Consider the following 23,360-nt stretch of genomic DNA (forward strand, 5'->3'; position numbering starts at 1 on the left):
GCGCATCATGTGTCCGGGTGATGGATGTTCAGTCGTTCGAGCGGATCGGGACCTTCACTCGAAATCGACTGCTCTCTTGGAGGAAGAGGAGGGGTTGATGTTGGCTAGGCTGTTGTCACGTGTGCGCATCCAGACGCAGGTGATGGTGTTCATCGCGCCATTCGTCTTGAGCATCATGGCCGTCGGCGCCATGGGCTTTTATGCATCGAGCCTGCTCCAGGGGCGGATGGATATTTCCAACTCCGTCCTGCAGTCCTTGAGCGGCTTTCGCAATCTATCTGCCGCGATGGCCGAATTCCTCGCCAATGCCACGCAGGAAAACAGAGACGCCGTCACCGCCAAGCTTGCCGATCAGCGTGCTCTTCTGAAATCCGGCCTCGACAGGCTCGCCGCGGATCGCAGCGGCCAGCAGGAGTTGGAACAGGCGCTCTCTTCGATCGATGGAATTTCGACACGCATGGACTCGCTGTGGCAGCTTCAAGAAAGCCGGACGGCACTCCTTGCCGATCTCCAGAAAGCGCAGAGCGTCGTCGTGTCGTCCCAGACGGATATCGTCGAGGGCTCCAAGGTTCTCCAACGCGCGGCCGACCTGCAGGAAGACGAGTCTCGCAACACGCTCGGCGACGCGCGGCGCATTTCGGATTTCGCGTCCTTCACCCAATCGCTGAACGACAAGGCCCAAGCCGCCGGCCCGATCAGTGGCGCGGATCTCGACGAACTCGCCCGGCAACAGCGCATCGTCGGAATGGCGCTCGGCGGCGATGCGCCGGACGCTAAAAAAGCGATCGACGATACCATCGCGACCCTGAAGCCGCTTGTCGAGGCTTCCGGCCAGACCGAGGCGCGCGTCGCTGGCCTTCGTGATGCGACGGCCCAGATCGTCGGCAGGCTGCCCGAATTGCAGGTCGTCGCCACGCGGCGGTTGAAGGCCGTGACGGATAAAGCGGCTGAAACGGCCAAGACGGTCGAGCGTGCCAAGACCAGCCAGAGAGACGGTCAGAAGCTGACGACCTCGGCATATGTGATCCAGATCGTCCTGGCGAAACTGACGCTCGCCCCGACGGACGCCAATCTCCAGCGGCTTTCGCAGGAAATCACCGCTGTCAGAAAAGGGCTGGATATGTTGATCTCGAATGCGGGCGGCGTTGCCCAATTCGATAATCTCAAACCGAAGCTTCTGCCGGCACTTGATAAGATGCAGAAGGCCGCCACCGATCTCGTCCGCATCAGCGCGCAGCGCCAGGAAGAATTCCGCGCCGCCGCTGCCGATGTCGACCGGATGTGGTCGCAACTGACGGCGTTCGCCGAAATGCAGCGGCAGAACGCAGCCGAGGAACGTACCGACGCCAATGCCATGTCTTTGGGAACGACGATCCTCGGCGCGGTGATCGCAATCCTTGCCGGCGTCGGGCTGACGGTCACACTCAAGGGCCCGATCAACCAGATCACCTCGGCCATGCGGCGGCTTGCGGATGGCAAGCTTGAAACGTCGATCGTCGGCGAGACCCGGGCCGATGAAATCGGCGATATGGCCCGCGCGCTCGAAGTCTTCAAGAACAATGCCATCGCCAAGGTCGAGATCGAGGAGCGTAGCGAGATCGAACGGGCGAAGGCTGAGGAGGAAAGGCATCGCAACGACGAGGAAAAACGTGCCGTCGAACAGCAGATCGACTTCGCAGTGACGGCCTTGGCCGAAGGGCTCGGGCGCCTGGCGCGAGGCGATATTTCACAGACGATCGCGTCGCCCTTCTTCGGCCGGCTGGAGCAGCTTCGCAACGACTTCAATTCGTCGCTGCTTCGCCTGCAGGAAACGATCGATCAGATCCGCACCAACACCCGCATGATCGAAGGCAATGCCGGCCAGATGGATCTGTCGGCAAGCAACCTCGCAAAGCGCACCGAGCAGCAGGCCGTCGCGCTTGAGGAAATCGCCGCGGCTATCGAGGAGATCACCACCACGGTTCGCTCGTCGGCAGCCTGCGCCGACGATGCCCGCGAGATCATCACCGACACCAAGAAGACGGCCGATTCCTCATCCGGTGTCGTCGCCAGCGCCATCGAGGCGATGAGCAAGATCGAAGCCGCTTCGGACGAGATCGTGCAGATCATCGGCGTCATCGACGACATCGCATTCCAGACGAACCTGCTCGCGCTCAATGCCGGCATCGAAGCAGCCCGCGCCGGCGAGGCTGGAAAAGGCTTTGCGGTCGTGGCTCAGGAGGTTCGCGATCTCGCTCAGCGCTCCGCCGAGGCCGGGCAAAGGATCAAACAGCTGATCGGGCGCTCGCGGACGGAGATTACCAACGGGGCGCGGGTCGTGCGGGAAACCAGCGAAGTCCTCGAAAGCATTTCCGCGAAAGTGGTCACCGCATCCGAGCAGATGGACGTCATTGCGCGGTCGAGCCGGGAGCAATACAACGCGCTGCACGAAGTCAATTCCTCCGTCAACCGGATGGATCAGATGACGCAGCAGAACGCGGCCATGGTTGAGGAAACGAGCGCGGCGACGAAGGAACTTGCCGACGAGACGAAGACGCTCCTGCAACTGATCGACCAATTCCAATTGGATGAAACAGAGACGCGTCGCGTGAACGCTGCATAGTGGGGCTCCGCTCTGCTTCGTAGCCGCCCGTGACGGGCGGGCGGGTCAGTGACGACTGTAGAGCGGCGGCATCACCTCTTCATCCGAGAGATCCGGATAGAGCCGCCGGCGTGTACGATCGAGCGCTTCCGCCTCCCTGCGATTCCGTTCCAGGAGTACGGCCGTGACGTCTTTATAGGGAGCGCCGTCCTTCAAGGCGACACGGACGATCCCGCCCTGCGAGAGGAAGTCGCAGAAGGATCGCACCGAGCGAAGACGTGTCGTAATCTCGATATAGCGGTCGTCATGTCCAGTCATGTTCGCCTCCTTAAGATGTAAAATGTCACGAACACTTCGGCAAGAAGATGACACTGGTTTCATGACGGTCCCAGACCCGATCGGCCATGTGCGGAAGCCGGTTCCAAATGCGCAAACAGGTGCAGATTTCGCTTTGGAGCTTTAGGCATTATCCTCTGGCGAATTTCCGATTCATAGTGGCGGCGACCAAGGGCAGCGCCGTGGTCGCGACGGTTCCGAGGGGCAGTCGCCTGATACCCCGGGTGATAACGAATGCCGCAGCCATCGCGCCGGCGAGCTTCAGCCACGGCTGATTGCCGAGCTGGGCATGGGCACTGGCATCTGCCCATCGGACGTTTTCAGTCACGACGGCCGCAGTCTGGTCTCTGATTACATGAAGGCGGGCCTGGAGGTTTTCGAGCTCCTTCCTCAGCTCCCGCAACCGACTTTCCAGAACATGCTCCTCCGAGACCAGGAACGGTTCCTCCATATAAGCATCGGCCGGTGTAAGAGCATCCTGGCCGAGCGTTGCGAGGTAGGCCTCGTACTCGGCTTCGCTCGCAAACCCCTCACGCCGGATCAGCTCCGGGTTGATGCTCGTCTCCTCTCCGTTCGCCGTCCGCGCGCCGACATCGTCGTGTCTCTGTTCCGCGCCGACACCGGCGGGCTCGTCCTTAAACATGATGCGTCTCCCGTTGTTTCCTCGGCAGAACGCTCGATGGCTCTATTTGATCCATCACGGCCGCGATGCGCTGAAACGCTCCGGCCGAAATTCCGCCAGCAGTGGATGACGGCGTCCGGTGGCGATCTCGTCCGCCAGCAGTTCGCCGGCGATCAGGCCGAGCGTGGCTCCACTATGGCTGAAGGCGACGAAATAACCCCAGATCGACGGCAGCTCGCCGAAGACCGGTTCGCCGTCGCCCGGAATGGGCTTCGGGCCGACACCATAATCGTCGATCTCGAGCGTGGGGTTGCCTTCGAGAACTTTTGACGCCTCGCGCAGCAGCCCGTCCAGCGTCGATTGTCTGACCTCATAACTGCCGTCCGGCTTCATTCCGACCTCTTCCTCGGACCAGGCCGAATCGAGCGCGAACCCGCCATTGGGCATGGGCCGGATGGCGACGCGGGGAGTGTTAAGCACGGCCTTCAGCGAATGGCGGATCGGCTTCGTCCTGACGAGAAGGGCGACCGGCGTTGCGTCGGCGATATGCTGACCGGCTTCGGCGACGATTGCCGGAACGGCGCTGCCCGCGGCAAGCAGCACAGACTCCGCTTGCCAGTGCCTGCCGTCCGCCGTGCTCACGCCGCGGACGCGGGCGCCTTCGACATCAATTATCGCGCGCCCAGCGTCTGTCACGACCTCGCCGCCGAGCAAACGGAACTCCGCTGCGAGAATGCCGATCAGAGATGGGAGATCGACCCAGCCTTCCCCAGGATTGAAGATCGCACCCTGCACCGTCACCGCGCTGGCGTCGACGCCGGGCGTCGCGCCGGCAATGTTTTCCTGGGTCAGCCATTGCGCGTGATAGCCGAGATTGCACTCATAGTCGAAGACCTCGGCGATCTCGTTACCGGCGTCATCGGCATCCCAGGTCAGCCCGCCATCGAAACGCAGCCAAGGCGCATCCGGATATCGGGCGGCGAGCGTTCGATACCGGTCGATACCGGCGAGGCGCAGCCGGTGATAGGCGTCGGAGCGTTTCCGGGCAGAATTGAGCCAGGCGAGCGAACGGCTGGAGGCGCCATTGGCAAGCGGCCCGTCACTGACGAGCACGGTGGCGATCCCAAGGCGCGCGAGATGGACAGCCGTCGAGACGCCGAATATGCCGCCGCCGATGACGACAACCTTCGAAGGTTTTGGGGTAGCATTCATGTCGATAACCTTGTTTCCTGCTATGTCGAACGAATTCCGATGCATCCGTCGTGAGTGACGTTGGCGGCATGCTTCACGTCAGGGGCTAGAGGACTTCCGCAAGGAAGCGCTTCAGCCGCTCGCTTTGGGGATTGTCGAAGATCTGCTGTGGGCAGCCGGCCTCGACGATCCGGCCCTCATCCATGAAGACCACCTGATCGGCCACCTTCCGCGCAAATCCCATCTCGTGCGTGACGACGGCCATGGTCATGCCCTGGCGGCCGAGAGCCGCCATCAAGTCGAGAACGCCCTTGACCAGTTCGGGATCGAGCGCACTCGTCACTTCGTCGAACAGGATAAGCTCCGGATCCATGGCAAGAGCTCGCGCGATGGCGACGCGCTGCTGCTGCCCGCCCGATAGACCTGCCGGGCGATGATCCCTGCGCTCGGCAAGACCGACCTCGGCCAAACGCGCCTCGGCGATGCGTCGCGCCTCCTGCCTCGGCATCTTCTTGATCTTCGTCAGGGAAAGCATGACGTTCTCAAGCGCTGTGTGATCGGGAAAGAGGTTGAAGTGCTGGAACACCATCCCCACCCGCCGGCGCAACCGTTCCGGTTTCATGGCCAGAATGCTGTCGCCATCGAGCAGGATGTCACCGCCCTTCGGTTCCACCAGCCTGTTCATGCAGCGCAAAAGCGTCGATTTGCCCGAACCGGAGGGGCCGATGATGCAGGTGACGGTCCCGGCGGCGATGTCGAGGTCGACACCCTTCAGCACGTCGAGATCGCCATAGGCCATGCTCAGATCCCGGATGTTCAGGGCGCCGCCCTGGAAGCGCGGTTTCGTCTCTCCGGAAGATTTGGCCGCGGGCTGCGGGACGGCAGCGGCTTGCAACTCGCTGACCTCGGCCAGACCACTCGCAGCACCCGTACCGCGGCCCTGTTTTCCCAGGCGTAGTCTCACGTCGATGTAGTTGACCAAGTGGGTGAGCGGCACGGTGATGACGAGATAGAAGACGCCCGCCAGCAGCAAGGGCGACAGATTGCCCGTTACGACAGCCTGATCCTGCCCGACGCGGAAGATTTCCCGCTCGGAGGCGAGCAATCCGAGGAAATAGACGAGGCTGGAATCCTTGACGTTTCCGATGAACTGATTGACCAGCGCCGGCAGGACGCGCCGGATGCCTTGCGGGATGACGATCAGGCGCATGCCTTGCCCGTAGCTCATGCTCAGCGCTCGACAGGCTTCCATCTGGCCGCGCTCGACGCTTTGGATACCCGAGCGGAAGATTTCGCCGATATAGGCCCCGGCGATCAGGCTGAGCGCCAGGATGCCGAGCGGGAATGGCGACGGGCCGAAGATCTCTCGTCCGATCCGGGCAAAACCCTGACCGATGATCAGGATCGTGACGATTGCCGGCAGGCCGCGAAAGATATCGGTGTAGATGCGCGCGGGCAGCCGTAGCCAGCGGGACTGCGAGATGCCCATCACGGCGAGAGCCATGCCGATGACGACGCCGAGCACGGTCGAGGCGGCGGCCAGGATCAGGGTGTTCTTGAGGCCGACGCTGATCATGCTCGGCAGCACTTCCGCCATGGCGTCCCAATCCAGGAAGCTGCGGCGCAGATTTTCAAGCCAGTTCATCGAGATCCCCATCGAAGCCCACGCCGGGCATAAGGCCGTCCGCCGGAGCGGACGGCCTGCGGCCTCACTTCTTAGGAAGATACTGGTCCGGCATCGGCGAGCCTGGGAACCATTTTTCGTAGAGGGTCTTCCAGGTGCCGTCCTGCATCGCGTCGTGAAGGGCGCCGTTCAGCGCCGTGCGGAAGGCATCATTCCCCTTGCGGATCACGAAGCCCGCCGGCGCATCGAAGGATGGGATGTTGACCGCAACCTTCAGCGCAGGATAGCGCTCGCCATATTGTTTGGCCGCCTCGTAATCGAGGAAATGCGCATCGACCGTGCCATTGTTGAGGGCGGCGACGGCGGAATTGTTATCGGGGAATTTCACTAGATCGGTTCCACCGAAATTCTTGGCCGCATAGACCTCCTGCAAGGTGCCCTGAACGACGCCGAGACGTTTGCCCTTGAGGCCGTCGGCATCCTTGATGCCGGCATCCGCGGTCAAAACCGAGAGATAACCGGCAAGATAGCCGTCAGAAAAATCGACGGTCTTCTTGCGGGCTTCGGTGGTGCCGATCGCGGCGACGGCAACGTCGAAGCGTTCGTTTGCCACCGACGGCAGGAGGGCTGAAAATTCCTGGCCCGTGAACGTCACCTTGTCTTTCGGGAAGCCGAGGCGGGAGACGACGTTGAGAAACAGTTCGATATCGAAGCCGGTGAACTGACCGTCGGCCGTCGCAAATGTATAGGGCTTGGAATCTCCCATCGTGCCGACGCTGATCGTCCCCGTCTCGATCAGGTTATAGGGATTGTCGGCCGCAACGGCAGAGCCTGCCCCCATCGCAAGAAGGCACGTCAGAATGCCGGCCCGCAATGGGGCGAGGGTGGCCGCAAATGTTTCAAAAGGCTTCATCGTCGTTCTCCGCTCTGAAAGGAATGCTCTTGTCGGCATATTGCTTCGCCCACACTCTGTCGCGTATCAGCAGCAGAGCTTTATGGGCAGGATACCGGTCTCTGATATAAAGAGACCGGTCTCACAACATATTTGATATCTGTCAATTGACCGGCCGTCAACAACTCTTGTAGTCCTCGGTTATGGAAGATTCCGCTCATCCGAAACGGCCAGTCACGGTCGCCGACGTTGCGAAGGCCGCAAAGGTCTCGAAGGCAACGGCCGCCCGTGTGCTCGGCGGCTACGGCGTCGTCAGCGTCCAGATCAAGGATCAGGTGATGGCGGCAGCCGCCGCACTCGAATACCGCCCGAACGAGCTCGCCCGGAGCATGAGCACGGGACGGTCGGGCATCATCGGCGTGGTTGTCGGCGATATCGAGAACGCTTTCTTCAGTCTGGCAGTGCGCGGCATCAGCGATGCGGCCCGCCTTGCAGGCTTCAACATCATCATCGCAAATTCGGGCGAACAACTCGATGCTGAAAGATCGGCCGTCGACCTGCTGATTGGCAAGCGCGTCGATGGCCTGATCGTCACGCCGGCCCGCTGCGACCGCCTCGATCACCTGCAGCATGTCCGCCGCGCCGGCGTGCCGCTGGTTCTGTTCGACCGGGCCATCCCCGAACTCGATGTCGACGCCGTGACCGGCGACGACCGGGAGGCAGCCCTCACCGCGACCCGGCATCTGATCGGCCAAGGACATCGCCGCCTCGCCTATGTCTCGGCCATGGATGCCGAGAGAGGCGGGCTCACCGATATCGCGCTTATCTCGAATTCCGCCGTGCGCGAACGCGTGGAAGGCTTCGTCAGCGCTCTGACCGAGGCGGATTTGCCGAACCCTCTTCACTCCGTCAGGCTCGGTGCCACAGACCAGCATCAGACGGACGCGGTGATGAAACGTCTGCTTTCGGAAATATCACCGCCGACGGCGCTGCTGGCATCCGACAGCCTCGTCGGCTTGCGCATTTTCAAGTCGCTGCAATCGCTCGGCCTGTCGATCCCGCAGGATGTCTCGATGATTTCCTTTCTAGACGCCGACTGGACCAGCGTCACCGTTCCACCGATCACCATCGTCGACCAGCGCGTCTACGAGCTTGGCAAACTCGCCGGCGAACGGCTCGTCGCCCGCATCGAGCGCACCCCGCTTGCCGTCGAACATCTGCGCGTTACCACGAGCCTTGTCGTGCGCGGCTCCGTGGCGACGATCGGCCGGTGAGATCCGGGCTAAAGCCGATATGCTCTAATCATAGAGCTCGCCATGACCAATCTGCTCCTGCCTGGCAGATGTGTCGCTGATAGCGGGATCGTCGGCCGGATCGGGATCTTTCTTGTTGGCATCACGCAGAAACTGGGCGGCTTCAAGCAGCGCTGCAGTTATCTCTTCGGTTGCCCATCCGGCTTCATTGGCGGCGGCAACCAGTCCTTCCAATGCGTCGCGCGCGGCATCAGTCGCCTCTTTGAAGCGTTGCGCGGGCGCTTCGGTTTTCGGCGATGGAAAGGTCATCGGAATTCCCTCCACTAGGTTCTGACTATTGGAGATGAACGCAGCCCGCGGGAAATGGATGCACGATCATGCGGATTTCGGCGACGACATCCGCCTCAGATGACCGTCTGCAACAGAAACGGCGAGCGCTCTAGCGGACGCTGGGCAAGGATCCTCAGCATCGCCGGGCCTTGTATGCCGGTCGTCGTCGTGGAGCGGCCGTCGTGGTAGACCACCGTCATAACGCGGCTGAGGCTATCGTACCTGATCTGTGCGATCGTGCGCGTGTGAACCTGAAAGATGAATTCGTGGGGCTGAGATTTCCGCCTGGACCGCTTCGAGCTCATTGTGATGCCCCAGCAAAATGACGGCAGCATTGACCCGGCCGTCCCCAGCTCAGGATACGCGTGATAGTCGACAACACATCCCTCATCGAGTGCCTCCAATGCGCTCAATATTCGGCCAAGCGACAAAGCGGTCAGTTCCGGCAATCGAACCGGCAGCCTCCAGATCAGAGACTTGGCCTCACACTACAGACGCCGATCAAGCACATATTGTTTCCACGGTCGCGTGACATCGGCGTGACATGCAGATCACGGCTCGAAAACTTGTCCGAAACGGGCATTGTGAGGTGTCGATTTCACCAAGGGCAACGACAGCCCATCAATGCAATGTTCTATGTATTCCATAGGGACGGGCGGCGTGCGGCCAGTATCCGACGGTGCGTGCGAGCGACCGAATGGCTTCGTCCACGACGAAAACCGCATCCCCGAGCCGTTCGATCTCGCAATCCAGTTCGTACACCTCGACTTCGTCAAGACCTTCAGTGAGCAGCAACCGCTTGCTGGCCTCGATCAGGCGCTCCGTGCGCCCGACAATATCGAGAGCGCTTCGTATGATAATGTCGAGCATGCAGTTGCCCCCGCTTGAATGACCAAGTGTCGGGCATAATCGGAATGCTGACAATCCCAAAATCTTGTCAGATGCGCGCGCGGATCGTGTCGTAGAAATCCCACACCTCACGCAGCGCCGACTGGTGGCGGCGGCGCGGCAGAGAGGCGCGCCGTCCGGCAAAGGCGAAAGCAGCCGCGACCGCAGCAACGAGAAGGAGCGTCGAGGCCGGATAGAGCTTCACCGCCGCTTCCGTCTGACCCACCGCTTTCCCGGCCCCTCTCTTTACCGATCGGGCGCCATCACGGATTTGCTGCTGGAGCGTTTCGATTTGCAATCGCAGCGCGCTCAACTCTTCGCCCAGGCCGTGATCAGGCTGCCGGGGAACGCCGACGGAGGCCGTGCTCCTGTCGATAACGGCTTTCGGCACCGGCTCGCCGATCTTGCCTCCTTCGGGGTCGAGGGTAGCCGTCTCGGTGCTCTTGCGTCGCGGCATGATCCATCTCCTTCGCAAAAGTGATCACTCTGTGCTAGTCGTCATCGAACGAGAAAACCGGCCGATAGTGGCGCTCGGCAATCAGCAAGCTCCGGTCGGGCCGGATGATGTAAGTTTCCTCGACCTGCCGTCCCCATTGATCTGTGAAGCTGTGTGGGAAAGAAGAACCCACGGGCGATTTCGTCAACTTCGTGCGTGGCTGACCATTATAGGTGATGCTGCCGGGGATAGGGGCCAGTCCAGCCGACGTGTAATATCCTTCGCCGGTCGTGCAGCCCGCCAGAACAACGGCAAAGACCAGCCAAAATCCCGTGCTCCGCTTCATAGAACCTCCAGCCGTTCCGTCCTTTGGACGTCACTTACTCCATCGCCAATGTAACAGGGGACGACGGACATTGTTCCAGAATCGGCTGGAGACGTCGCAACAAGTTGCCCAACAGCATAAGGCTCGCCTTTGAGCGTATGGGCTTGGCGTTCGAACCCGTCCTTCAAGCCCCTCAGGCGGCGACTGCAGGAATAGGCAAGCCCAGGATCTCGGCATGTCGACAAAGTTTCTCCCAAGCCGCATCGCCGACCGGCACGCCTTCTTCCAACGCCGCACGGCGCCTTCGTGCCGCGCTGTCACCCGGCATGCGGACCGGGCCATTGTTCCAGGGCGCGGAAGGGTTGCTGCGGCAAGCAGAGGCGAGAAAATCGGACTGCGCGGTAAAGGCATCCAGCCCGGCGAAAAAGGCGGGATCGATGACTTGAAGAAAGGCGCTTTGCGAAAACACGCCAGGCGGCGTGTTCGCCCGGCCCTTGCCGGAAAGCCCCTGCCCCAGCAATTCGACGATCAGCCCGAGCCCAAAACCCTTATGTCCCTTCAATTGGCCGCCAAGGGGCATCATCGTTCCGCCGCGTTCGGTCACCTCGCGCGGGTCATCGGTCGGCTCGCCAGCGGCGGTGAAAGCCCAGGCCTCGGGAAACTTCTTGCCGGCCTTCGCCAGGTTTTGCGTCATAGTCGTGGTGGTGATCGAAGCTGAGACGTCGATCAGGATCGGATCCTCCGATGTCGGGAAACCGGCCGCCATCGGGTTCGGCGTCAGTAGCGGCTTGGTGCCGCCATAGGGCGCGACACGGCTTGCCGCGGGATGCGACACCGATAGCTGCACGATCAGGCCCTGCTCGGCAACCTGCCGCATGAAGGCCGAAAGAGCGCAGGTATGATGGCAGTTTCGGATCGCCGCGGTGACGACGCCATGATCGCGTACGCGTTCGCAGGCCTGGTCGATCGCCTTGGTCAAAAGCCATGCGCCGGGCAAGGATTTGCCGTCCCAGACAAAGGCCGCGCCGCGGTCATTGACCACCTGATAGCTGCCGGATTTCGCCAGCGAACCGTCCTCCAACGCTTCGACATACCAGTTCAGCAGACTGACGCCATGCGTTTCATGGCCGATCATGTCGCCTTCCACCAGGACAGCGGCTGTGGTTTCGGCCTTGTCGGGCTCCATCCCGGCGCCGGTCAATATCTGCTCGGCGAATTGAGTGAGGGCAATGCGGTCAATCAGCGGCATAGGCATCCATCCGTCATGTCATGGAAGACGCGGGCCATCCGAAAGAGTGTGGCCCGCGCTTTAAGTCCGCAAACCAGCTTACTTGAAGCGGATCTGCGACAGCTGCAGTTCGGAATTCGTTGCGATCGTCGGCTTGAAGTCGAGACGCGGCGAAACGCGGGTGAAACCGACCATATGGAACATCGGAATATCGGCGATGATCTCGGTGTTAACCTTGGCGAAAAGCTCCTTCCAGAGTTTCGTGCGCTCGTCGCCGGTGGCTGAGGTCGCCTTGGCGATGAGTGTGTCGACCGCAGGATCCCGAACCATGGAGTGAGAGCCGTCGGCCGCGTATTTCACGAATGCGGTGAAGACGGGATCGCCGGTCGCATTGTCGTGCTGCGACTGGGTCAATGTCGGACCGGAATCGGCGACGAAAGGTGCAACGAAATAGCCGTTCCATACGGAAACGTCATACATGTCGAGCTTGACGTTCAAGCCGACGTCCTGAAGCATGGCCATCATCGCTTCCATCGCTTCGGTGGCGTTGGGATATTGCCCATTGCGGCCGATGATGCGGATCTGTTGATCGACTGGGACGCCGTCGGCTTTCGCCGCCTTGACCAATTCCTTTGCTTTTTCGGGATCATAAGGCCAGGCGGGGATATCGGCATTGTAGCCGATCGTTGTGGGTACGACGAGTTGCGTGGCGATCTTCGCCTGTTCGGGAAACAGCGTTCCAAGCATTGCCTGACGATCGATGGCGAGGTTCATCGCTTCGCGTATGCGCCGGTCGTTGAGCGGCGCTGCCCGCGTATCGATGCGCAGCGATGTCGTCTCCGAATTCGGATAGGCGAAGTCGGTTTCCTTGTTGGTGGCATCCTGCACTGATACGGCCGGAACGATATCGGCTTCACCGGCATCGACCATGGCCGCCGCGACGGCGCTATCCGAACGGAACAGATAGGTCGCCTGCTCCACCTGCGGCTTGTCCCCCCAATAGTCCGGATTGCGCTTCAGCACGATCGACTGGCCGATCTCCCATTTGTCGAAGGTATAGGGGCCGGTGCCGACCGGCTTGCGGGTAAATTCGTCTGCGGGTGTCGCTTCGGCCGATTCGACGGCCATCACCGTCATCAGCAACGGAAGAATCGGCTGCGCCGGTTTTGTCGTAATGCGGATGGTGTTGGGATCAGGCGTCTCGAAGCTGAATTCCGTGCCGCCGAAATATTTGCCGCCGGTCTCGCAGCTGAGCTTCTTATTCTTGTTGCGCTCGATCGTGAACTGGACGTCTTTGGCGGTGAACGGTTTGCCATCGTGCCATTTGACATTCGGGCGCAGCTTGAACTCCCAGGTGTCGTCGTCAATCTTCGACCATTTCGTCGCCAGGCGGGGTTTGAGGCCGCCGTTGACGTAGTCGAATTCCACCAGCATCTCGTTGACGTTTTCGGAAATGACCCGGCCGACGTCTTGGCGCGCTGCCATACAGGGCTCGACGACATCGACGGTTTCGGCAAGTACAACAGTGACGTTGCTCTTGGCACCTTCAGCGTGAGCCGAGCCGATACTCAGCCCGATCACCGCGGTTGAAAAGCAGGCAGCTACCAAATGCAGTTTCATTTCGTTCTCCTCCCATGCGCCGGCGGCGCCCCTTAAAGCAAACCTCGTCTTGTCTTTCGGTGGTCCGGCCCTCGCCTCCTCATGCGAGAGCCAATCTAATACATAAGAGCACTAATATACTAGTTGAGAAATGCGATCAAGCGCGGCGCCCGAAACACGAGCTGTCACCCGTCTGAATTCTCGTTTTTTAGCCGTGGTAAAGCGCGTCAGTCCGCGCATCTCTTCATGGGTAAGAGCCGCTCAGCGGCACACGCATTGGGCCCGCCTTTAAGCCGGCGAATGATCGCGAAGTTTCGTCGCCGCGATCGATTTGATACTCCCCGGTCTCAGTTGCGCAGATCTTGGGGCAACAGGCCGGCGGGGAAATTCTGGTAAGCGACAGGGCGCAGAAACCTGCGGATCGACATGGTCCCGACGCTGGTCGCACCAAAATTGGTCGAGGCCGGATAAGGTCCGCCATGCACCATGGAATCGACAACCTCGACGCCGGTTGGGAAGCCATTGACCAACAATCTGCCCGCCCTCCTTTCGAGGATCGGCAGCAGGTCGCGGGCAAAGCCAAGATCTGCGTCGTCCATATGAATCGTCGCTGTCAGCTGTCCCCGGAAGCTTTCCGCAAGGGTGAGCATCTCTTCCGGCGAGCCGACGCGCACGACGAGACCGAGAGAACCGAACACCTCTTCGCTGAGCGAATGATCGGCAAGCCAGGCCGAGCCATTGGTCTCGAAAAGGTTCGGGCCGGCGTCCCGGCCGGCGCTCTTTGCAGAGAGAACCGGCGCAACGGCATTGCTTGCCCGCATGCGCTCGACACCTTCGTGATACGCGGCGGCAATGCCTTTGGTCAGCATCGTCTGCGGCGCCACCTTTTCGAGAGCCGACTTGGCAGCGCCGGCGAACCTGTCCGCCGCCGGCCCGTCGACGACGACGGCAATACCGGGTTTGGTACAGAACTGGCCGGCGCCAAGCGTCAGTGAACCGGCCCAGCCTGAACCGATCGCCTCCGCCCGGGCAGCGGTCGCAGCCGGCAGTAGGAACATCGGATTGACGCTGCCGAGCTCGCCGAAAAACGGAATCGGTTCAGGGCGCTGGGCGCAAAGGTCGAAAAGCGCACGGCCGCCGGCAAGCGACCCGGTAAAGCCGACCGCTTTGATAGCGGGATGCGTCACCAGAGCCGTTCCGACATCACGGCGCCCGCCCTGAATCAGGCTGAAGACGCCAGCCGGCATGCCGGTGCGCTCGATCGCAGCCGCGATCGCCTCGGCAATGATCTCACCGGTGCCGGGATGGGCTGAATGTCCCTTGACCACGACAGGGCAGCCGGCGGCAAGCGCGGCTGCCGTGTCGCCGCCGGCCGTCGAGAATGCCAGCGGAAAATTCGAGGCGCCGAAAACGGCGACCGGGCCGATCGGCCGCTGCACCAGGCGGATTTCAGGCCGCGGCGCCGGCTGCCGGTCGGGCTGCGCCGCATCGGTGCGAGCATCAAGATGTGCGCCTTTGCGAATATGCTCGGCAAACAGCTTGAGCTGGCCGGTGGTGCGGGCGCGCTCACCGTTGAGCCGGCCCTCGGGGAGCCCGGTTTCCTCGGTTCCGATCAGGGTGACCGCCGCGCCGCGCCTGTCGATTTCCTCGGCGACGGTCTCGAGGAAAATGGCGCGCTCCTCGCATGTCTTTGCGGAAAACGCCGCGAATGCGGCTTCGGCGGCGCGGCAGGCGCGGTCGACCAATTCCGTGGTGCCGACGGCGAAATCATGGGCCGGGCCGTGTGCCGGCTCGGAGCGAAAGGTCGTCGTTCCGGCAATCCACTCGCCAGCGATCAGATGCCTGCCTGAAGGGGTCCAGCTCATTGTTATCTCCTTGGCGGAGCCTCGCTCCGTCCATGTGCGGTGATTGCGCAAGATGCGCCGCGTAGAACATGATGCCGAAAAGTGTGCACGGTTTTCGGGCCTGATATCATCCTGTTCTAGCGGCCGTTCACCTTCCGCCATTCGGCAAAGAGTGTCAGATTGCTTTCATCGGTGGCCGGGTAGAGACCGATGATCGTATGCCCCTGCTTGACGCGCTCGGTGACGAAATCCTCGTAGGCGGTCATCTCCACCGCTTCGTCGGCGATCTCGTCGGCGATCTCGGCCGGAATGACGATCACGCTGTCGTCGTCGCCAACCATGATGTCGCCCGGGAAGACCGCCACATCGCCACAGCCTATCGGCACATTGATGTCGATTGCCTCGTGCAGCGTCAGGTTCGTCGGGCTGGAGGGACGGTTGTGATAGGCGGGGATATCAAGGCCACCGATCGTCATGGCGTCCCGGAAGCCGCCATCGGTGACGACGCCGGCGCCGCCGCGCATCATCAGACGAGTAATTAGGATGTCGCCGGCAGAGGCTGCGCGCGGATCCTTGCGGCTGTCCATCACCAGAACATGGCCGTCCGGGCAGGTCTCGATGGCAAGCCGCTGCGGGTGTTTCGGGTTCCGAAACACGTTCATCGCATTGCGGTCCTCGCGCGCCGGCATGTAACGCAGGGTGAAGGCCGGTCCCACCATATTGCGGCCCTTCGGCTGCACCGGCCGGACATCCTGGATCGTCTGATTTCTCAGGCCACGCTTGAACAGCGCCGAGCAGAGCGTCGCGACCGAAACACCCATCAGTTTTTCACGGGTTGCGGGGTTCATATTTCCTTCTCCTCGTTCGAATTCAGCTGCCGAAGCTGCGCGTTTCCACGGTCCAGTCGCGGGCTTTGCCCGTCAGGCTGCAACCAAGCCCCGGACGGGCGGGCACGATCATCCGGCCATCCCTGATATCGAGCTGTTCGTTGAACAGTGGCGCAAGCCAATCGAAATGCTCCACCCACGGTTCGTGCGCATAGGCGGCCGCCAGGTGCAGATGGATTTCCATGGCGAAATGCGGCGCCAGCCGCATGCGTTTCGCCTCGGCTTGCGTGCAGATGCGCAGAAAGGGCGTGATGCCACCGACCCGCGGGGCATCCGGCTGAATGAAGTCGACCGCATCGGCACGGATCAGGGCCATATGTTCGTCGGCGCTTGCCAGCATCTCGCCGGTAGCGATCGGCGTGGCCAGTTCGCGCGCCAGTGCCGCATGGCCCTCGGCGTCATAGGCATCGAGCGGCTCTTCGATCCATTCGAGATTGAGCGGTTCGACCAGCCGGCCGAAACGCAAGGCCGTGGTGCGGTCCCATTGCTGGTTTGCATCGACCATCAGCGGGACACGGCCATCGATATGGCTGGTCACCGCATCGAGCCGGCGAAGGTCGATCATCGGGTCCGGCTGTCCGACCTTGATCTTGATGCCGCCGATACCGGAAGCGATCGAATGGTCGATGGCGTTGCGGATTTCCTCGACGGTCGATGACAGGAAGCCGCCGGAGGTGTTGTAGCAGGCAACACTGTCGCGATGGGCGCCAAGCAGTTTTGCGAGCGGCAGGCCGGCGCGTTTCGCCTTCAGGTCCCAGAGGCAGATATCCATGGCGGCAATGGCCTGCGTCGCAATGCCGGAACGGCCGACCGAGGCGCCAGCCCAGCAGAGCTTGTCCCATATCCGCGCTGTATCGTTGGGGTCCTCGCCTATCAGATTGTCGGCAATCTCGCAGGCATGTGCATAAAGCGCTGGCCCGCCTGCCCGCTTCGAATAACTGAAGCCAAGGCCGCTATGACCCGCTTCGGAGAGGATCTCGCAAAACAGAAACGCAACCTCCGTCAACGGCTTCTGCCGGCCGGTCAAAACCTTGGCGTCGCTGATCGGCCGCGCCAACGGCAGATAGGCGAGCGACAGGGTGACCGATCGGATGGCGTCCAGCTTGGCCGGGCCGGCCGCAAAACCAGCCTTGGGCGGTTGCGCGGGGATCGTGCGTCGATTGGGATCAAACATCGTGGTGCCTCAGTTGATAGCCGGTTCGGGAGTCTTGCCACCGAATTCCGTCGTCAGGAAGTCGAAGTCGCAGCCTTTGTCGGCTTGCTCGATATGCTTGGAGAACATAAAGCCGTAACCGCGCTCGTAGTGTCGCGTCGGCGCCACCCAGGCGGCGCGGCGGGCTGCGATCTCCTCTTCCGAAACCAGCATATTGAGGCTGCGCGCCGGAATGTCGAGTTCGACCATATCGCCCGTTTTCAGCAACGCCAGCGGCCCGCCGATGTAGGATTCCGGCGCGGCGTGCAGCACACAGGCGCCGAAACTGGTTCCGGACATCCGGGCATCGGAGATGCGCACCATGTCGCGCAGGCCGAGCTTCAACAGTGCCTTCGGCATCGGGATCATGCCCCATTCCGGCATGCCCGGTCCGCCCTGGGGGCCGGCATTGCGGAGCACGAGAACCGTGTCCGGCGTCAGCGGATAGTCGGGATCGTCGATGATCTTCTTCATCTCAGCATAGCTGTCGGCGACCAGCGCCGGGCCGCGATGGCGATGGAATTTCGGGTCGCAGGCCGCCGGTTTGATGACCGCGCCGTCGGGACACAGGTTCCCCTTGAGCACGGCCAGGGAACCTTCGTGATAGACCGGGTTAGACAGTGGCCGGATAACGTCGTCATTGTAGATCTTCACCTGGTCCAGACCATCCACCAAGGGTTTTCCCGTCACGGTGATCGCGGTGGGATCCAGCTTGTCGCCGAGCTGCTTCATCAGCGCACGCAAGCCACCCGCATAGAAGAAATCCTCCATCAGGTAGGTCGAACCGGAAGGACGGATGTTGGCGAGAACCGGCGTCGTGCGACCGATGCGATCGAGATCATCGAGCTCCAGCGGGACGCCGGCGCGCCGCGCCATGGCGATCAGGTGAATGATGGCATTGGTGGAGCAGCCGGTCGCCATGGCGACCGTGACTGCGTTGTCGACGGCCGCGGAAGTGATGATCTGGTCCGGCGTCAGATCCTCCCACACCATATCGACAATGCGGCGGCCGCAGGCCGCCGACATGCGCTGGTGGTTGGCGTCGGCTGCCGGGATCGAGGATGCGCCCGGCAGCGTCAATCCCATAGCCTCTGCGATCGCCGTCATCGTCGACGCCGTGCCCATGGTCATGCAATGGCCATAGCTGCGGGCGATTCCGCCTTCGATGCCCTGCCACTCCTCCTGGGTGATCGTGCCGGCACGGCGCTCATCCCAGTATTTGAAGCCGTCGGTACCGGAGCCTAGCGTCTTGCCGGCATAGTTGCCGCGAAGCATTGGGCCGGCGGGCAGATAAATGAACGGAATGCCCATGCTGGTTGCGCCCATGACAAGGCCGGGTGTCGTCTTGTCGCAGCCACCCATCAGAACGGCGCCATCGACAGGATGGCTGCGCAGCAGCTCCTCGGTCTCCATCGCCAGCATATTGCGGTAGAGCATCGTGGTCGGCTTGACGAAGTTTTCGGAAAGGGAAAGAGCAGGCAGCTCCATGGGGAACCCACCCGACTGAAGAATTCCGCGCTTCACCCACTCGGCGCGTTCACGGAAATGCATGTGGCACGGCTGGGCATCGGACCAGGTGTTGATCACGGCGATGATCGGCTTTCCCTGCCAGTCCTCCGGTGCGTAACCCATCTGCATGGTCCGCGACCGGTGGCCGAACGAGCGCTGATCGTCCGGCAGCATCCAACGGGCCGACCGCAATTGCTCGTAGGTTTTTCTTGCGGCCACGGCTCTCTCCCACACTTTCGCTTGCTTATCTCAGCGCTTGCACCAACTGATATTTTAGTTTGACATATATATCAATGGAAAGTTTGCGTTCTTGTGCATTAGGTCGTGCAAAGCTATGAATGGACTGAAAAGGATGCCTCACCATGAATTCCCAGTTCGCCTCCACATTCGGCCTGACTGCACCCGGTTTTCCGGTCGTCGCCGGCAGTACGGTCCAGCGGGTCTATGATGATCTGCGAAAGCGCATCATCACCATTCAGCTACCGCCAGACACCACGTTGTCGCGCACCGAGCTTACGGAGACTTATGAAGTCAGCCAGACTCCCATCAGGGACGCATTGCAGCTTCTCAAACAGGAGGGTCTGGTTCGCATTTATCCGCAATCCCGCACTGTGGTGACCAGGATCGACGTCCTGCAAATTTACGAGGCACATTTCCTTCGCGTGGCGCTGGAAACGGAGGTTTGCCGCCGCCTCGCAACCGATCCGGATCCGGATCCGAGCGTCATTACCCGCGCCCGGTCGATCATCAAGATGCAGTCGGCAGTCGCTGACGACGCCGATCAGATCGCGATCTTCCAGGAGCTCGACGAACTCTTTCACCAGACGTTGTTCGCAGGCGCCAAGCGCAGCAGCCTCCACCAATTGATACGCGAGCGGTCCGGTCATCTCGAGCGCATTCGTCGTCTGCATCTGCCCGAAAAGGGCAAGATCGCGAGCATTCTCGATGGGCACCACGCCATCATCGATGCGATCGCCGCTCGCGACGAACAGGGCGCGGTCGATGCGATCCGCGAGCATCTCAGCCGCACCGTCGCAAAAGTGGAAGACATGCGGAAGGAGTTCCCGGACTATTTCGTCTGATCTGCCGCGCCGCGGGTTTTGCCGAAGTCAATTGACCGGCGTCAGCAGCGGCCTGCCTGCAAAGAAGGCGGCAAGGTTGTCGACCGTCAATTGCGCCATCCTGTCGCGCGTTTCCTCGGTACCGCTTGCATGGTGGGGATAGAGCACAACATTATCGAGTGCTGCGAAGCGCGGATCTGGATTGGGTTCGTTGAGGTAGACATCGATGCCGGCCGAGGCGATCCGCCTTTCCTGCAAGGCCTTGATCAAGGCCGGCTCGTCGACCACGGTGCCGCGGGCAATGTTGATGAAGCTGCCCGTCGGCCCGAGCGCATTCAGCACGTCCGCCGATATCAGTCCTTCGGTCGAGGGTCCGCCAGGGGTCGCGACGATCAGGATATCAGCCCAGTCCGCCAGTTTTACCGGTGCGTCGAAATAGGCAAAATCGTTGCCGGCCTTCTTCGTCCTCCCATAATAGCCGACCGTTAGCCCGACAGCTTCGCATCGCTTGGCAATCGCCATCCCGATGCGGCCGAGGCCGACGATCCCGGCCTTCTTACCCGACGTCGATGTCGTCAGCGGCATCATGCCCTTCTTCCCCCAATCGCCGGAGCGCACATAGCGATCGCCTTCCGGCAGGCGCCGGCGTGCCGCCAGCATCAGAAGCAGTGCCATGTCGGCAACGTCGTCGCAAAGCACCTCGGATGTGTTGGTGAGCTTGATGCCGCGCCGTGTCATCGCCTCGACGTCCATCTGGTCGTAGCCAGCCGAGGAACAGGCGGCGAGCTTTAATGCCGGCAATTTCGAAAGCAGGGCTTCGTCGATCGTCACATGGCCGTTGCAGACCAGTGCGGAAGAGACCGGGCCTGCTTTCCGCAGGAGAGCATCCCGCTCTTCGCCTTTGACAAGATCCAGCCGGTGCAGCGTGTAGGTCTCTTCCAGCATCGCCATCTGATGGGGCCGGAGCGGATAGGCGACGATGACATCGGGCTTCATGCGGAAACGAGTCCTTCCTGTAGTTGGCGGGCGGCGCGTCGGGTGGCCTGGATTTCTGGATCGGGATCGAGGCTCGCGGCAAGAAGCGCCTGCGTGTAAGGGTGGGAGGGCGCGTTGAAGATCTGTTCCACCGGACCCTCCTCGACAATCTCGCCAGCCTTCATGACGATGACGCGATCGGCGAAATCGCGAACCACCGGCAGGTCGTGTGCGATGAAGAGGTAGGACAGGCCGAATTCGCGACGCAGGCCCTCAAGCAAGGCAATCACCTGCGCCTGGATCGACACGTCGAGCGCCGAAACCGCCTCGTCACAGATGATCAGCTTCGGCTCCATCGCGAGCGCACGGGCAATCGCGATGCGCTGGCGCTGGCCGCCGGAAAACTGATGTGGATACCGGTCGGCCATATCCGGTTTCAGGCCAACCTTGACCAGCAACTCGGCCACCCTCTCCTTCCATCTCGCTTTCGGCAGGATATCCGGGTGAATGACCCAGGCCTCGGAAATCAACCGGAACACGCTCATCCGTGGGTTGAGTGATTGCGTCGGGTCCTGAAAGACCATCTGCAAATCGCGACGCAGCCCGAATATTTCTCTAGGGGTCATCGCAAGCAGATCGTTTCCGCGGTAGAGGACCTTTCCCTCCTGCGGATCGTCGAGGCGAACGATCGCCCGGGCAAGAGTTGACTTGCCGGAACCGCTCTCGCCGACGACGGCAACCGTCTCGCCGGGCATGATGACGAAGTCCACGCCCTTCAGCGCCTGAAATGCGCCAAAACTCTTCTTCAAGCCGATGGCGCGCAGCAGCGGTTCGCCCTGCCGGTCACGCTCTTGCGCCATCGCACCCTTCCCGGGTGCGGCGGCAATCAGCTTCTTCGTATAGGCGTTCTGCGGGTTGCGATAGACTTCGGCCGCATTGCCGGTTTCGACGACGCAGCCGGAATTCATCACCACGACCCGGTCGGCGATCTCGGCAACGACGCCCAAATCGTGAGTGATCAGCAACAGGCCCATTCCGGTTTCCTGCTGCAACTCCTGTAGAAGTTCGAGCACCTGCGCCTGCACCGTAACATCAAGCGCGGTGGTGGGTTCATCCGCGATCAGAATATCGGGCTTGCAGGCGATTGCCATGGCGATCATCAGGCGCTGCCGCTGTCCGCCGGAGAACTGGAATGGATATTTCCGCATTGCCGCCTGCGGATCGCTTATCCCGACGCGCCCGATTAATTCGAGCGCCCTCGCGCCGGCGCGTTCCGCCGACTGGCCATGCGTCGTCATCATCTCGGTGATTTGCCAGCCGATCGGATAGACCGGATTGAGGTGGGCGAGTGGGTCTTGAAAGATCATGGCGATCTTGGCGCCGTTGATCGTCCGCCGCTCCTCGGTCGTCATTTTCAGCATGTCGCGGCCGTTGAGGAGAATGGTGCCGCTGGTGATCTTGCCGGGTGGCATGTCGATCAGGTTCATGATCGCCGACGCGGAGACAGACTTGCCCGAACCACTTTCCCCAAGGATCGCCAGGGTCTCGCCGCGATCGAGATGCCAGCTGACATCCTGCACCGCCTTGACGGTCCCGCTGGCGGTGTGGAACTCGACCGAAAGGTTACGAACGTCCAGAAGATGTTCAGCCATTTTTCTTGCCTCTCATTTCCCGGCCTCTCATTTCAAGCCGCCAGCGTTGCGTCGGATCGAGCGCGATGCGCAGCCAGTTCGACAGAAGATTGAGCGACAGCGTCGTCAGGATGATTGCAAGGCCGGGCCAGAAAGACAGCCACCAGGCATTGGTGAGATAGGGCCGCCCTTGAGCAACCATCAGACCCCAGGTGATCTCAGGCGCCTGAATGCCGATCCCCAGGAACGACAGCGAGGATTCCGCCAGCATGACGAAGGCGAAATCAAGCGTGGCGATGGTCACCAGCGTCGGAAAGATCACCGGCAGGATGTGTTGGAACACAATGCGCCGGTTCGATGCCCCCATGACCTGGGCCGCCTGCACAAACATCCGCTCGCGCACCTCAAGCACTTCGGCGCGGGCGGTGCGCAGATAGATGGGGATCCGGGTAATCGCCAGGACGAGGACGATATTGGTGACCGAGGGTTCGAGCATATAGAGCACGATCACCGCCAGAAGCAGCGACGGAAAGGACATGATGACGTCGCCGAGGCGCATGATCCATTGAGCGGCGGAAGAGCGGCTGTAACCGGCCACCAGACCGAGCGCCGTGCCGACGACGGAGGATGCAAGCACCGCCGCCGCGGCAACCAGCATGGTGTTTTGCGCCGCCACGACGACGCGGGCCAAAAGCGGCCTGCCTAGCGCATCGGCGCCAAGGATGTAAAGCCATCCGCGGGTGATATCGAAGGGCGGCGCGTTTCGGCCCCGCAGGTTCTGCTTGGTGGCGATGCCCTCCAGCAGAAACGGGCCGAACATCGCACAGAGAAGAACGATCAGTAGGAATAGAGCGGCGAAGAAGGCCAGCTTGTCCGCCCACAGCATGGTCAGCCAGCGGCCGATCGGGCCACTCGGTTTTTTCTCGACGAGGATTTCTGTGTCGGTCATCGCCATC

The 23,360-nt window shown here is 61.5% G+C and carries 22 protein-coding genes; 3 read left to right on the top strand and 19 right to left on the bottom strand.

Features of this window, described 5'->3' with window-relative positions; all coding sequences use genetic code 11:
- Window positions 1–97 precede the first annotated feature (97 nt).
- Window positions 98–2,602 carry a methyl-accepting chemotaxis protein gene (locus K6N12_RS04150; protein ID WP_097628035.1) on the top strand — a complete coding sequence of 835 codons (2,505 nt, stop codon included), beginning with the start codon at window positions 98–100 and terminating at the stop codon, window positions 2,600–2,602.
- Between the two features lie 45 nt (window positions 2,603–2,647).
- On the opposite strand, the gene K6N12_RS04155 is transcribed toward K6N12_RS04150, so the two are convergent.
- From K6N12_RS04155 to K6N12_RS04175, 5 genes are all read right to left on the bottom strand, one after another.
- On the bottom strand, window positions 2,648–2,899 hold the full coding sequence (locus tag K6N12_RS04155; RefSeq protein WP_097628036.1) for an RAD52 family DNA repair protein: 252 nt from the start codon (window positions 2,897–2,899) through the stop codon (window positions 2,648–2,650).
- Between the two features lie 148 nt (window positions 2,900–3,047).
- Window positions 3,048–3,560 carry a hypothetical protein gene (locus K6N12_RS04160; RefSeq protein WP_097628037.1) on the bottom strand — a complete coding sequence of 171 codons (513 nt, stop codon included), beginning with the start codon at window positions 3,558–3,560 and terminating at the stop codon, window positions 3,048–3,050.
- Window positions 3,561–3,614: 54 nt separating this feature from the next.
- Window positions 3,615–4,751, bottom strand: a complete 1,137-nt coding sequence (locus K6N12_RS04165) for an NAD(P)/FAD-dependent oxidoreductase (protein WP_097628140.1) — start codon at window positions 4,749–4,751, stop codon at window positions 3,615–3,617.
- A gap of 85 nt (window positions 4,752–4,836) precedes the next feature.
- Entirely contained in the window at window positions 4,837–6,375 is a 1,539-nt protein-coding gene (locus K6N12_RS34620; protein ID WP_097628141.1) for an amino acid ABC transporter permease/ATP-binding protein, read from the bottom strand.
- A 64-nt stretch (window positions 6,376–6,439) separates the two neighbouring features.
- Window positions 6,440–7,267 (bottom strand): ABC transporter substrate-binding protein, encoded by an 828-nt coding sequence (locus tag K6N12_RS04175; RefSeq protein WP_097628038.1) that lies wholly within the window; start codon window positions 7,265–7,267, stop codon window positions 6,440–6,442.
- A gap of 182 nt (window positions 7,268–7,449) precedes the next feature.
- Here K6N12_RS04175 and K6N12_RS04180 point away from each other — a divergent pair, with 182 nt between their 5' ends.
- Window positions 7,450–8,520 carry a LacI family DNA-binding transcriptional regulator gene (locus K6N12_RS04180; protein ID WP_097628039.1) on the top strand — a complete coding sequence of 357 codons (1,071 nt, stop codon included), beginning with the start codon at window positions 7,450–7,452 and terminating at the stop codon, window positions 8,518–8,520.
- Between the two features lie 24 nt (window positions 8,521–8,544).
- On the opposite strand, the gene K6N12_RS04185 is transcribed toward K6N12_RS04180, so the two are convergent.
- The 11 genes from K6N12_RS04185 to araD all read right to left on the bottom strand — a co-directional run bounded on the left by K6N12_RS04185 (window position 8,545) and on the right by araD (window position 18,956).
- Entirely contained in the window at window positions 8,545–8,808 is a 264-nt protein-coding gene (locus K6N12_RS04185) for a hypothetical protein (RefSeq protein ID WP_097628040.1), read from the bottom strand.
- Window positions 8,809–8,903: 95 nt separating this feature from the next.
- Window positions 8,904–9,134 carry a hypothetical protein gene (locus tag K6N12_RS04190; protein ID WP_037074096.1) on the bottom strand — a complete coding sequence of 77 codons (231 nt, stop codon included), beginning with the start codon at window positions 9,132–9,134 and terminating at the stop codon, window positions 8,904–8,906.
- 316 nt (window positions 9,135–9,450) lie between these two features.
- Window positions 9,451–9,699 (bottom strand): hypothetical protein, encoded by a 249-nt coding sequence (locus K6N12_RS04195; protein ID WP_097628041.1) that lies wholly within the window; start codon window positions 9,697–9,699, stop codon window positions 9,451–9,453.
- A gap of 67 nt (window positions 9,700–9,766) precedes the next feature.
- The gene (locus K6N12_RS04200) at window positions 9,767–10,174 is read right to left on the bottom strand and encodes a hypothetical protein (RefSeq protein WP_097628042.1); all 408 of its coding nucleotides are present in this window, start codon (window positions 10,172–10,174) and stop codon (window positions 9,767–9,769) included.
- A 34-nt stretch (window positions 10,175–10,208) separates the two neighbouring features.
- Window positions 10,209–10,499: a hypothetical protein gene (locus K6N12_RS04205; protein ID WP_097628043.1), complete on the bottom strand. Its 291-nt coding sequence runs from the start codon at window positions 10,497–10,499 to the stop codon at window positions 10,209–10,211.
- Window positions 10,500–10,671: 172 nt separating this feature from the next.
- Window positions 10,672–11,733, bottom strand: coding sequence for an Ldh family oxidoreductase (locus K6N12_RS04210; protein ID WP_183779670.1), 1,062 nt, complete (start codon window positions 11,731–11,733; stop codon window positions 10,672–10,674).
- A gap of 72 nt (window positions 11,734–11,805) precedes the next feature.
- Complete coding sequence (locus K6N12_RS04215) at window positions 11,806–13,326, bottom strand: ABC transporter substrate-binding protein (protein ID WP_222148768.1); 1,521 nt, start codon at window positions 13,324–13,326, stop codon at window positions 11,806–11,808.
- A 326-nt stretch (window positions 13,327–13,652) separates the two neighbouring features.
- Entirely contained in the window at window positions 13,653–15,170 is a 1,518-nt protein-coding gene (locus K6N12_RS04220) for an aldehyde dehydrogenase (NADP(+)) (protein WP_097628046.1), read from the bottom strand.
- Window positions 15,171–15,286: 116 nt separating this feature from the next.
- Window positions 15,287–15,997 carry a ribonuclease activity regulator RraA gene (locus K6N12_RS04225; protein ID WP_097628047.1) on the bottom strand — a complete coding sequence of 237 codons (711 nt, stop codon included), beginning with the start codon at window positions 15,995–15,997 and terminating at the stop codon, window positions 15,287–15,289.
- 22 nt (window positions 15,998–16,019) lie between these two features.
- Entirely contained in the window at window positions 16,020–17,210 is a 1,191-nt protein-coding gene (locus K6N12_RS04230) for an L-talarate/galactarate dehydratase (protein ID WP_097628048.1), read from the bottom strand.
- A gap of 9 nt (window positions 17,211–17,219) precedes the next feature.
- The gene (gene araD / locus K6N12_RS04235; RefSeq protein ID WP_097628049.1) at window positions 17,220–18,956 is read right to left on the bottom strand and encodes an L-arabinonate dehydratase; all 1,737 of its coding nucleotides are present in this window, start codon (window positions 18,954–18,956) and stop codon (window positions 17,220–17,222) included.
- A gap of 143 nt (window positions 18,957–19,099) precedes the next feature.
- On the opposite strand from araD, the gene K6N12_RS04240 reads away from it, so the two are divergent.
- Window positions 19,100–19,819, top strand: a complete 720-nt coding sequence (locus tag K6N12_RS04240) for a GntR family transcriptional regulator (RefSeq protein WP_018245653.1) — start codon at window positions 19,100–19,102, stop codon at window positions 19,817–19,819.
- Window positions 19,820–19,846: 27 nt separating this feature from the next.
- Here K6N12_RS04240 and K6N12_RS04245 read toward each other — a convergent pair whose 3' ends face one another.
- Genes K6N12_RS04245 through K6N12_RS04255 form a run of 3 tightly spaced genes read right to left on the bottom strand, consistent with a single transcriptional unit; the run spans window position 19,847 to window position 23,359 of the window.
- Window positions 19,847–20,794, bottom strand: coding sequence for a 2-hydroxyacid dehydrogenase (locus K6N12_RS04245; RefSeq protein WP_097628050.1), 948 nt, complete (start codon window positions 20,792–20,794; stop codon window positions 19,847–19,849).
- Window positions 20,791–22,425: an ABC transporter ATP-binding protein gene (locus K6N12_RS04250; protein ID WP_097628051.1), complete on the bottom strand. Its 1,635-nt coding sequence runs from the start codon at window positions 22,423–22,425 to the stop codon at window positions 20,791–20,793. Before K6N12_RS04250 ends, K6N12_RS04245 begins: the two co-directional genes overlap by 4 nt.
- A complete protein-coding gene (locus tag K6N12_RS04255) occupies window positions 22,418–23,359 on the bottom strand; it encodes an ABC transporter permease (RefSeq protein ID WP_179867149.1) in 942 nt (313 codons plus the stop codon). Before K6N12_RS04255 ends, K6N12_RS04250 begins: the two co-directional genes overlap by 8 nt.
- Window position 23,360 lies beyond the last annotated feature (1 nt).

Source organism: Rhizobium redzepovicii (genome assembly GCF_019793435.1).
GTDB lineage: Bacteria > Pseudomonadota > Alphaproteobacteria > Rhizobiales > Rhizobiaceae > Rhizobium > Rhizobium redzepovicii.

Coding starts and splice junctions, on each gene's coding strand:
- K6N12_RS04200 (WP_097628042.1), bottom strand. CDS start 10,174: ATGCCGCGACGCAAGAGCACCGAGACGGCTACCCTCGACCCCGAAGGA.
- K6N12_RS04230 (WP_097628048.1), bottom strand. CDS start 17,210: ATGTTTGATCCCAATCGACGCACGATCCCCGCGCAACCGCCCAAGGCT.
- K6N12_RS04185 (WP_097628040.1), bottom strand. CDS start 8,808: ATGACCTTTCCATCGCCGAAAACCGAAGCGCCCGCGCAACGCTTCAAA.
- K6N12_RS04205 (WP_097628043.1), bottom strand. CDS start 10,499: ATGAAGCGGAGCACGGGATTTTGGCTGGTCTTTGCCGTTGTTCTGGCG.
- K6N12_RS04250 (WP_097628051.1), bottom strand. CDS start 22,425: ATGGCTGAACATCTTCTGGACGTTCGTAACCTTTCGGTCGAGTTCCAC.
- K6N12_RS04160 (WP_097628037.1), bottom strand. CDS start 3,560: ATGTTTAAGGACGAGCCCGCCGGTGTCGGCGCGGAACAGAGACACGAC.
- K6N12_RS04245 (WP_097628050.1), bottom strand. CDS start 20,794: ATGAAGCCCGATGTCATCGTCGCCTATCCGCTCCGGCCCCATCAGATG.
- K6N12_RS04175 (WP_097628038.1), bottom strand. CDS start 7,267: ATGAAGCCTTTTGAAACATTTGCGGCCACCCTCGCCCCATTGCGGGCC.
- K6N12_RS04210 (WP_183779670.1), bottom strand. CDS start 11,733: ATGCCTATGCCGCTGATTGACCGCATTGCCCTCACTCAATTCGCCGAG.
- K6N12_RS04180 (WP_097628039.1), top strand. CDS start 7,450: ATGGAAGATTCCGCTCATCCGAAACGGCCAGTCACGGTCGCCGACGTT.
- K6N12_RS04225 (WP_097628047.1), bottom strand. CDS start 15,997: ATGAACCCCGCAACCCGTGAAAAACTGATGGGTGTTTCGGTCGCGACG.
- K6N12_RS04195 (WP_097628041.1), bottom strand. CDS start 9,699: ATGCTCGACATTATCATACGAAGCGCTCTCGATATTGTCGGGCGCACG.
- K6N12_RS04220 (WP_097628046.1), bottom strand. CDS start 15,170: ATGAGCTGGACCCCTTCAGGCAGGCATCTGATCGCTGGCGAGTGGATT.
- K6N12_RS04215 (WP_222148768.1), bottom strand. CDS start 13,326: ATGAAACTGCATTTGGTAGCTGCCTGCTTTTCAACCGCGGTGATCGGG.
- K6N12_RS04190 (WP_037074096.1), bottom strand. CDS start 9,134: ATGAGCTCGAAGCGGTCCAGGCGGAAATCTCAGCCCCACGAATTCATC.
- K6N12_RS04150 (WP_097628035.1), top strand. CDS start 98: ATGTTGGCTAGGCTGTTGTCACGTGTGCGCATCCAGACGCAGGTGATG.
- K6N12_RS04165 (WP_097628140.1), bottom strand. CDS start 4,751: ATGAATGCTACCCCAAAACCTTCGAAGGTTGTCGTCATCGGCGGCGGC.
- K6N12_RS34620 (WP_097628141.1), bottom strand. CDS start 6,375: ATGAACTGGCTTGAAAATCTGCGCCGCAGCTTCCTGGATTGGGACGCC.
- K6N12_RS04155 (WP_097628036.1), bottom strand. CDS start 2,899: ATGACTGGACATGACGACCGCTATATCGAGATTACGACACGTCTTCGC.
- K6N12_RS04255 (WP_179867149.1), bottom strand. CDS start 23,359: ATGGCGATGACCGACACAGAAATCCTCGTCGAGAAAAAACCGAGTGGC.
- K6N12_RS04240 (WP_018245653.1), top strand. CDS start 19,100: ATGAATTCCCAGTTCGCCTCCACATTCGGCCTGACTGCACCCGGTTTT.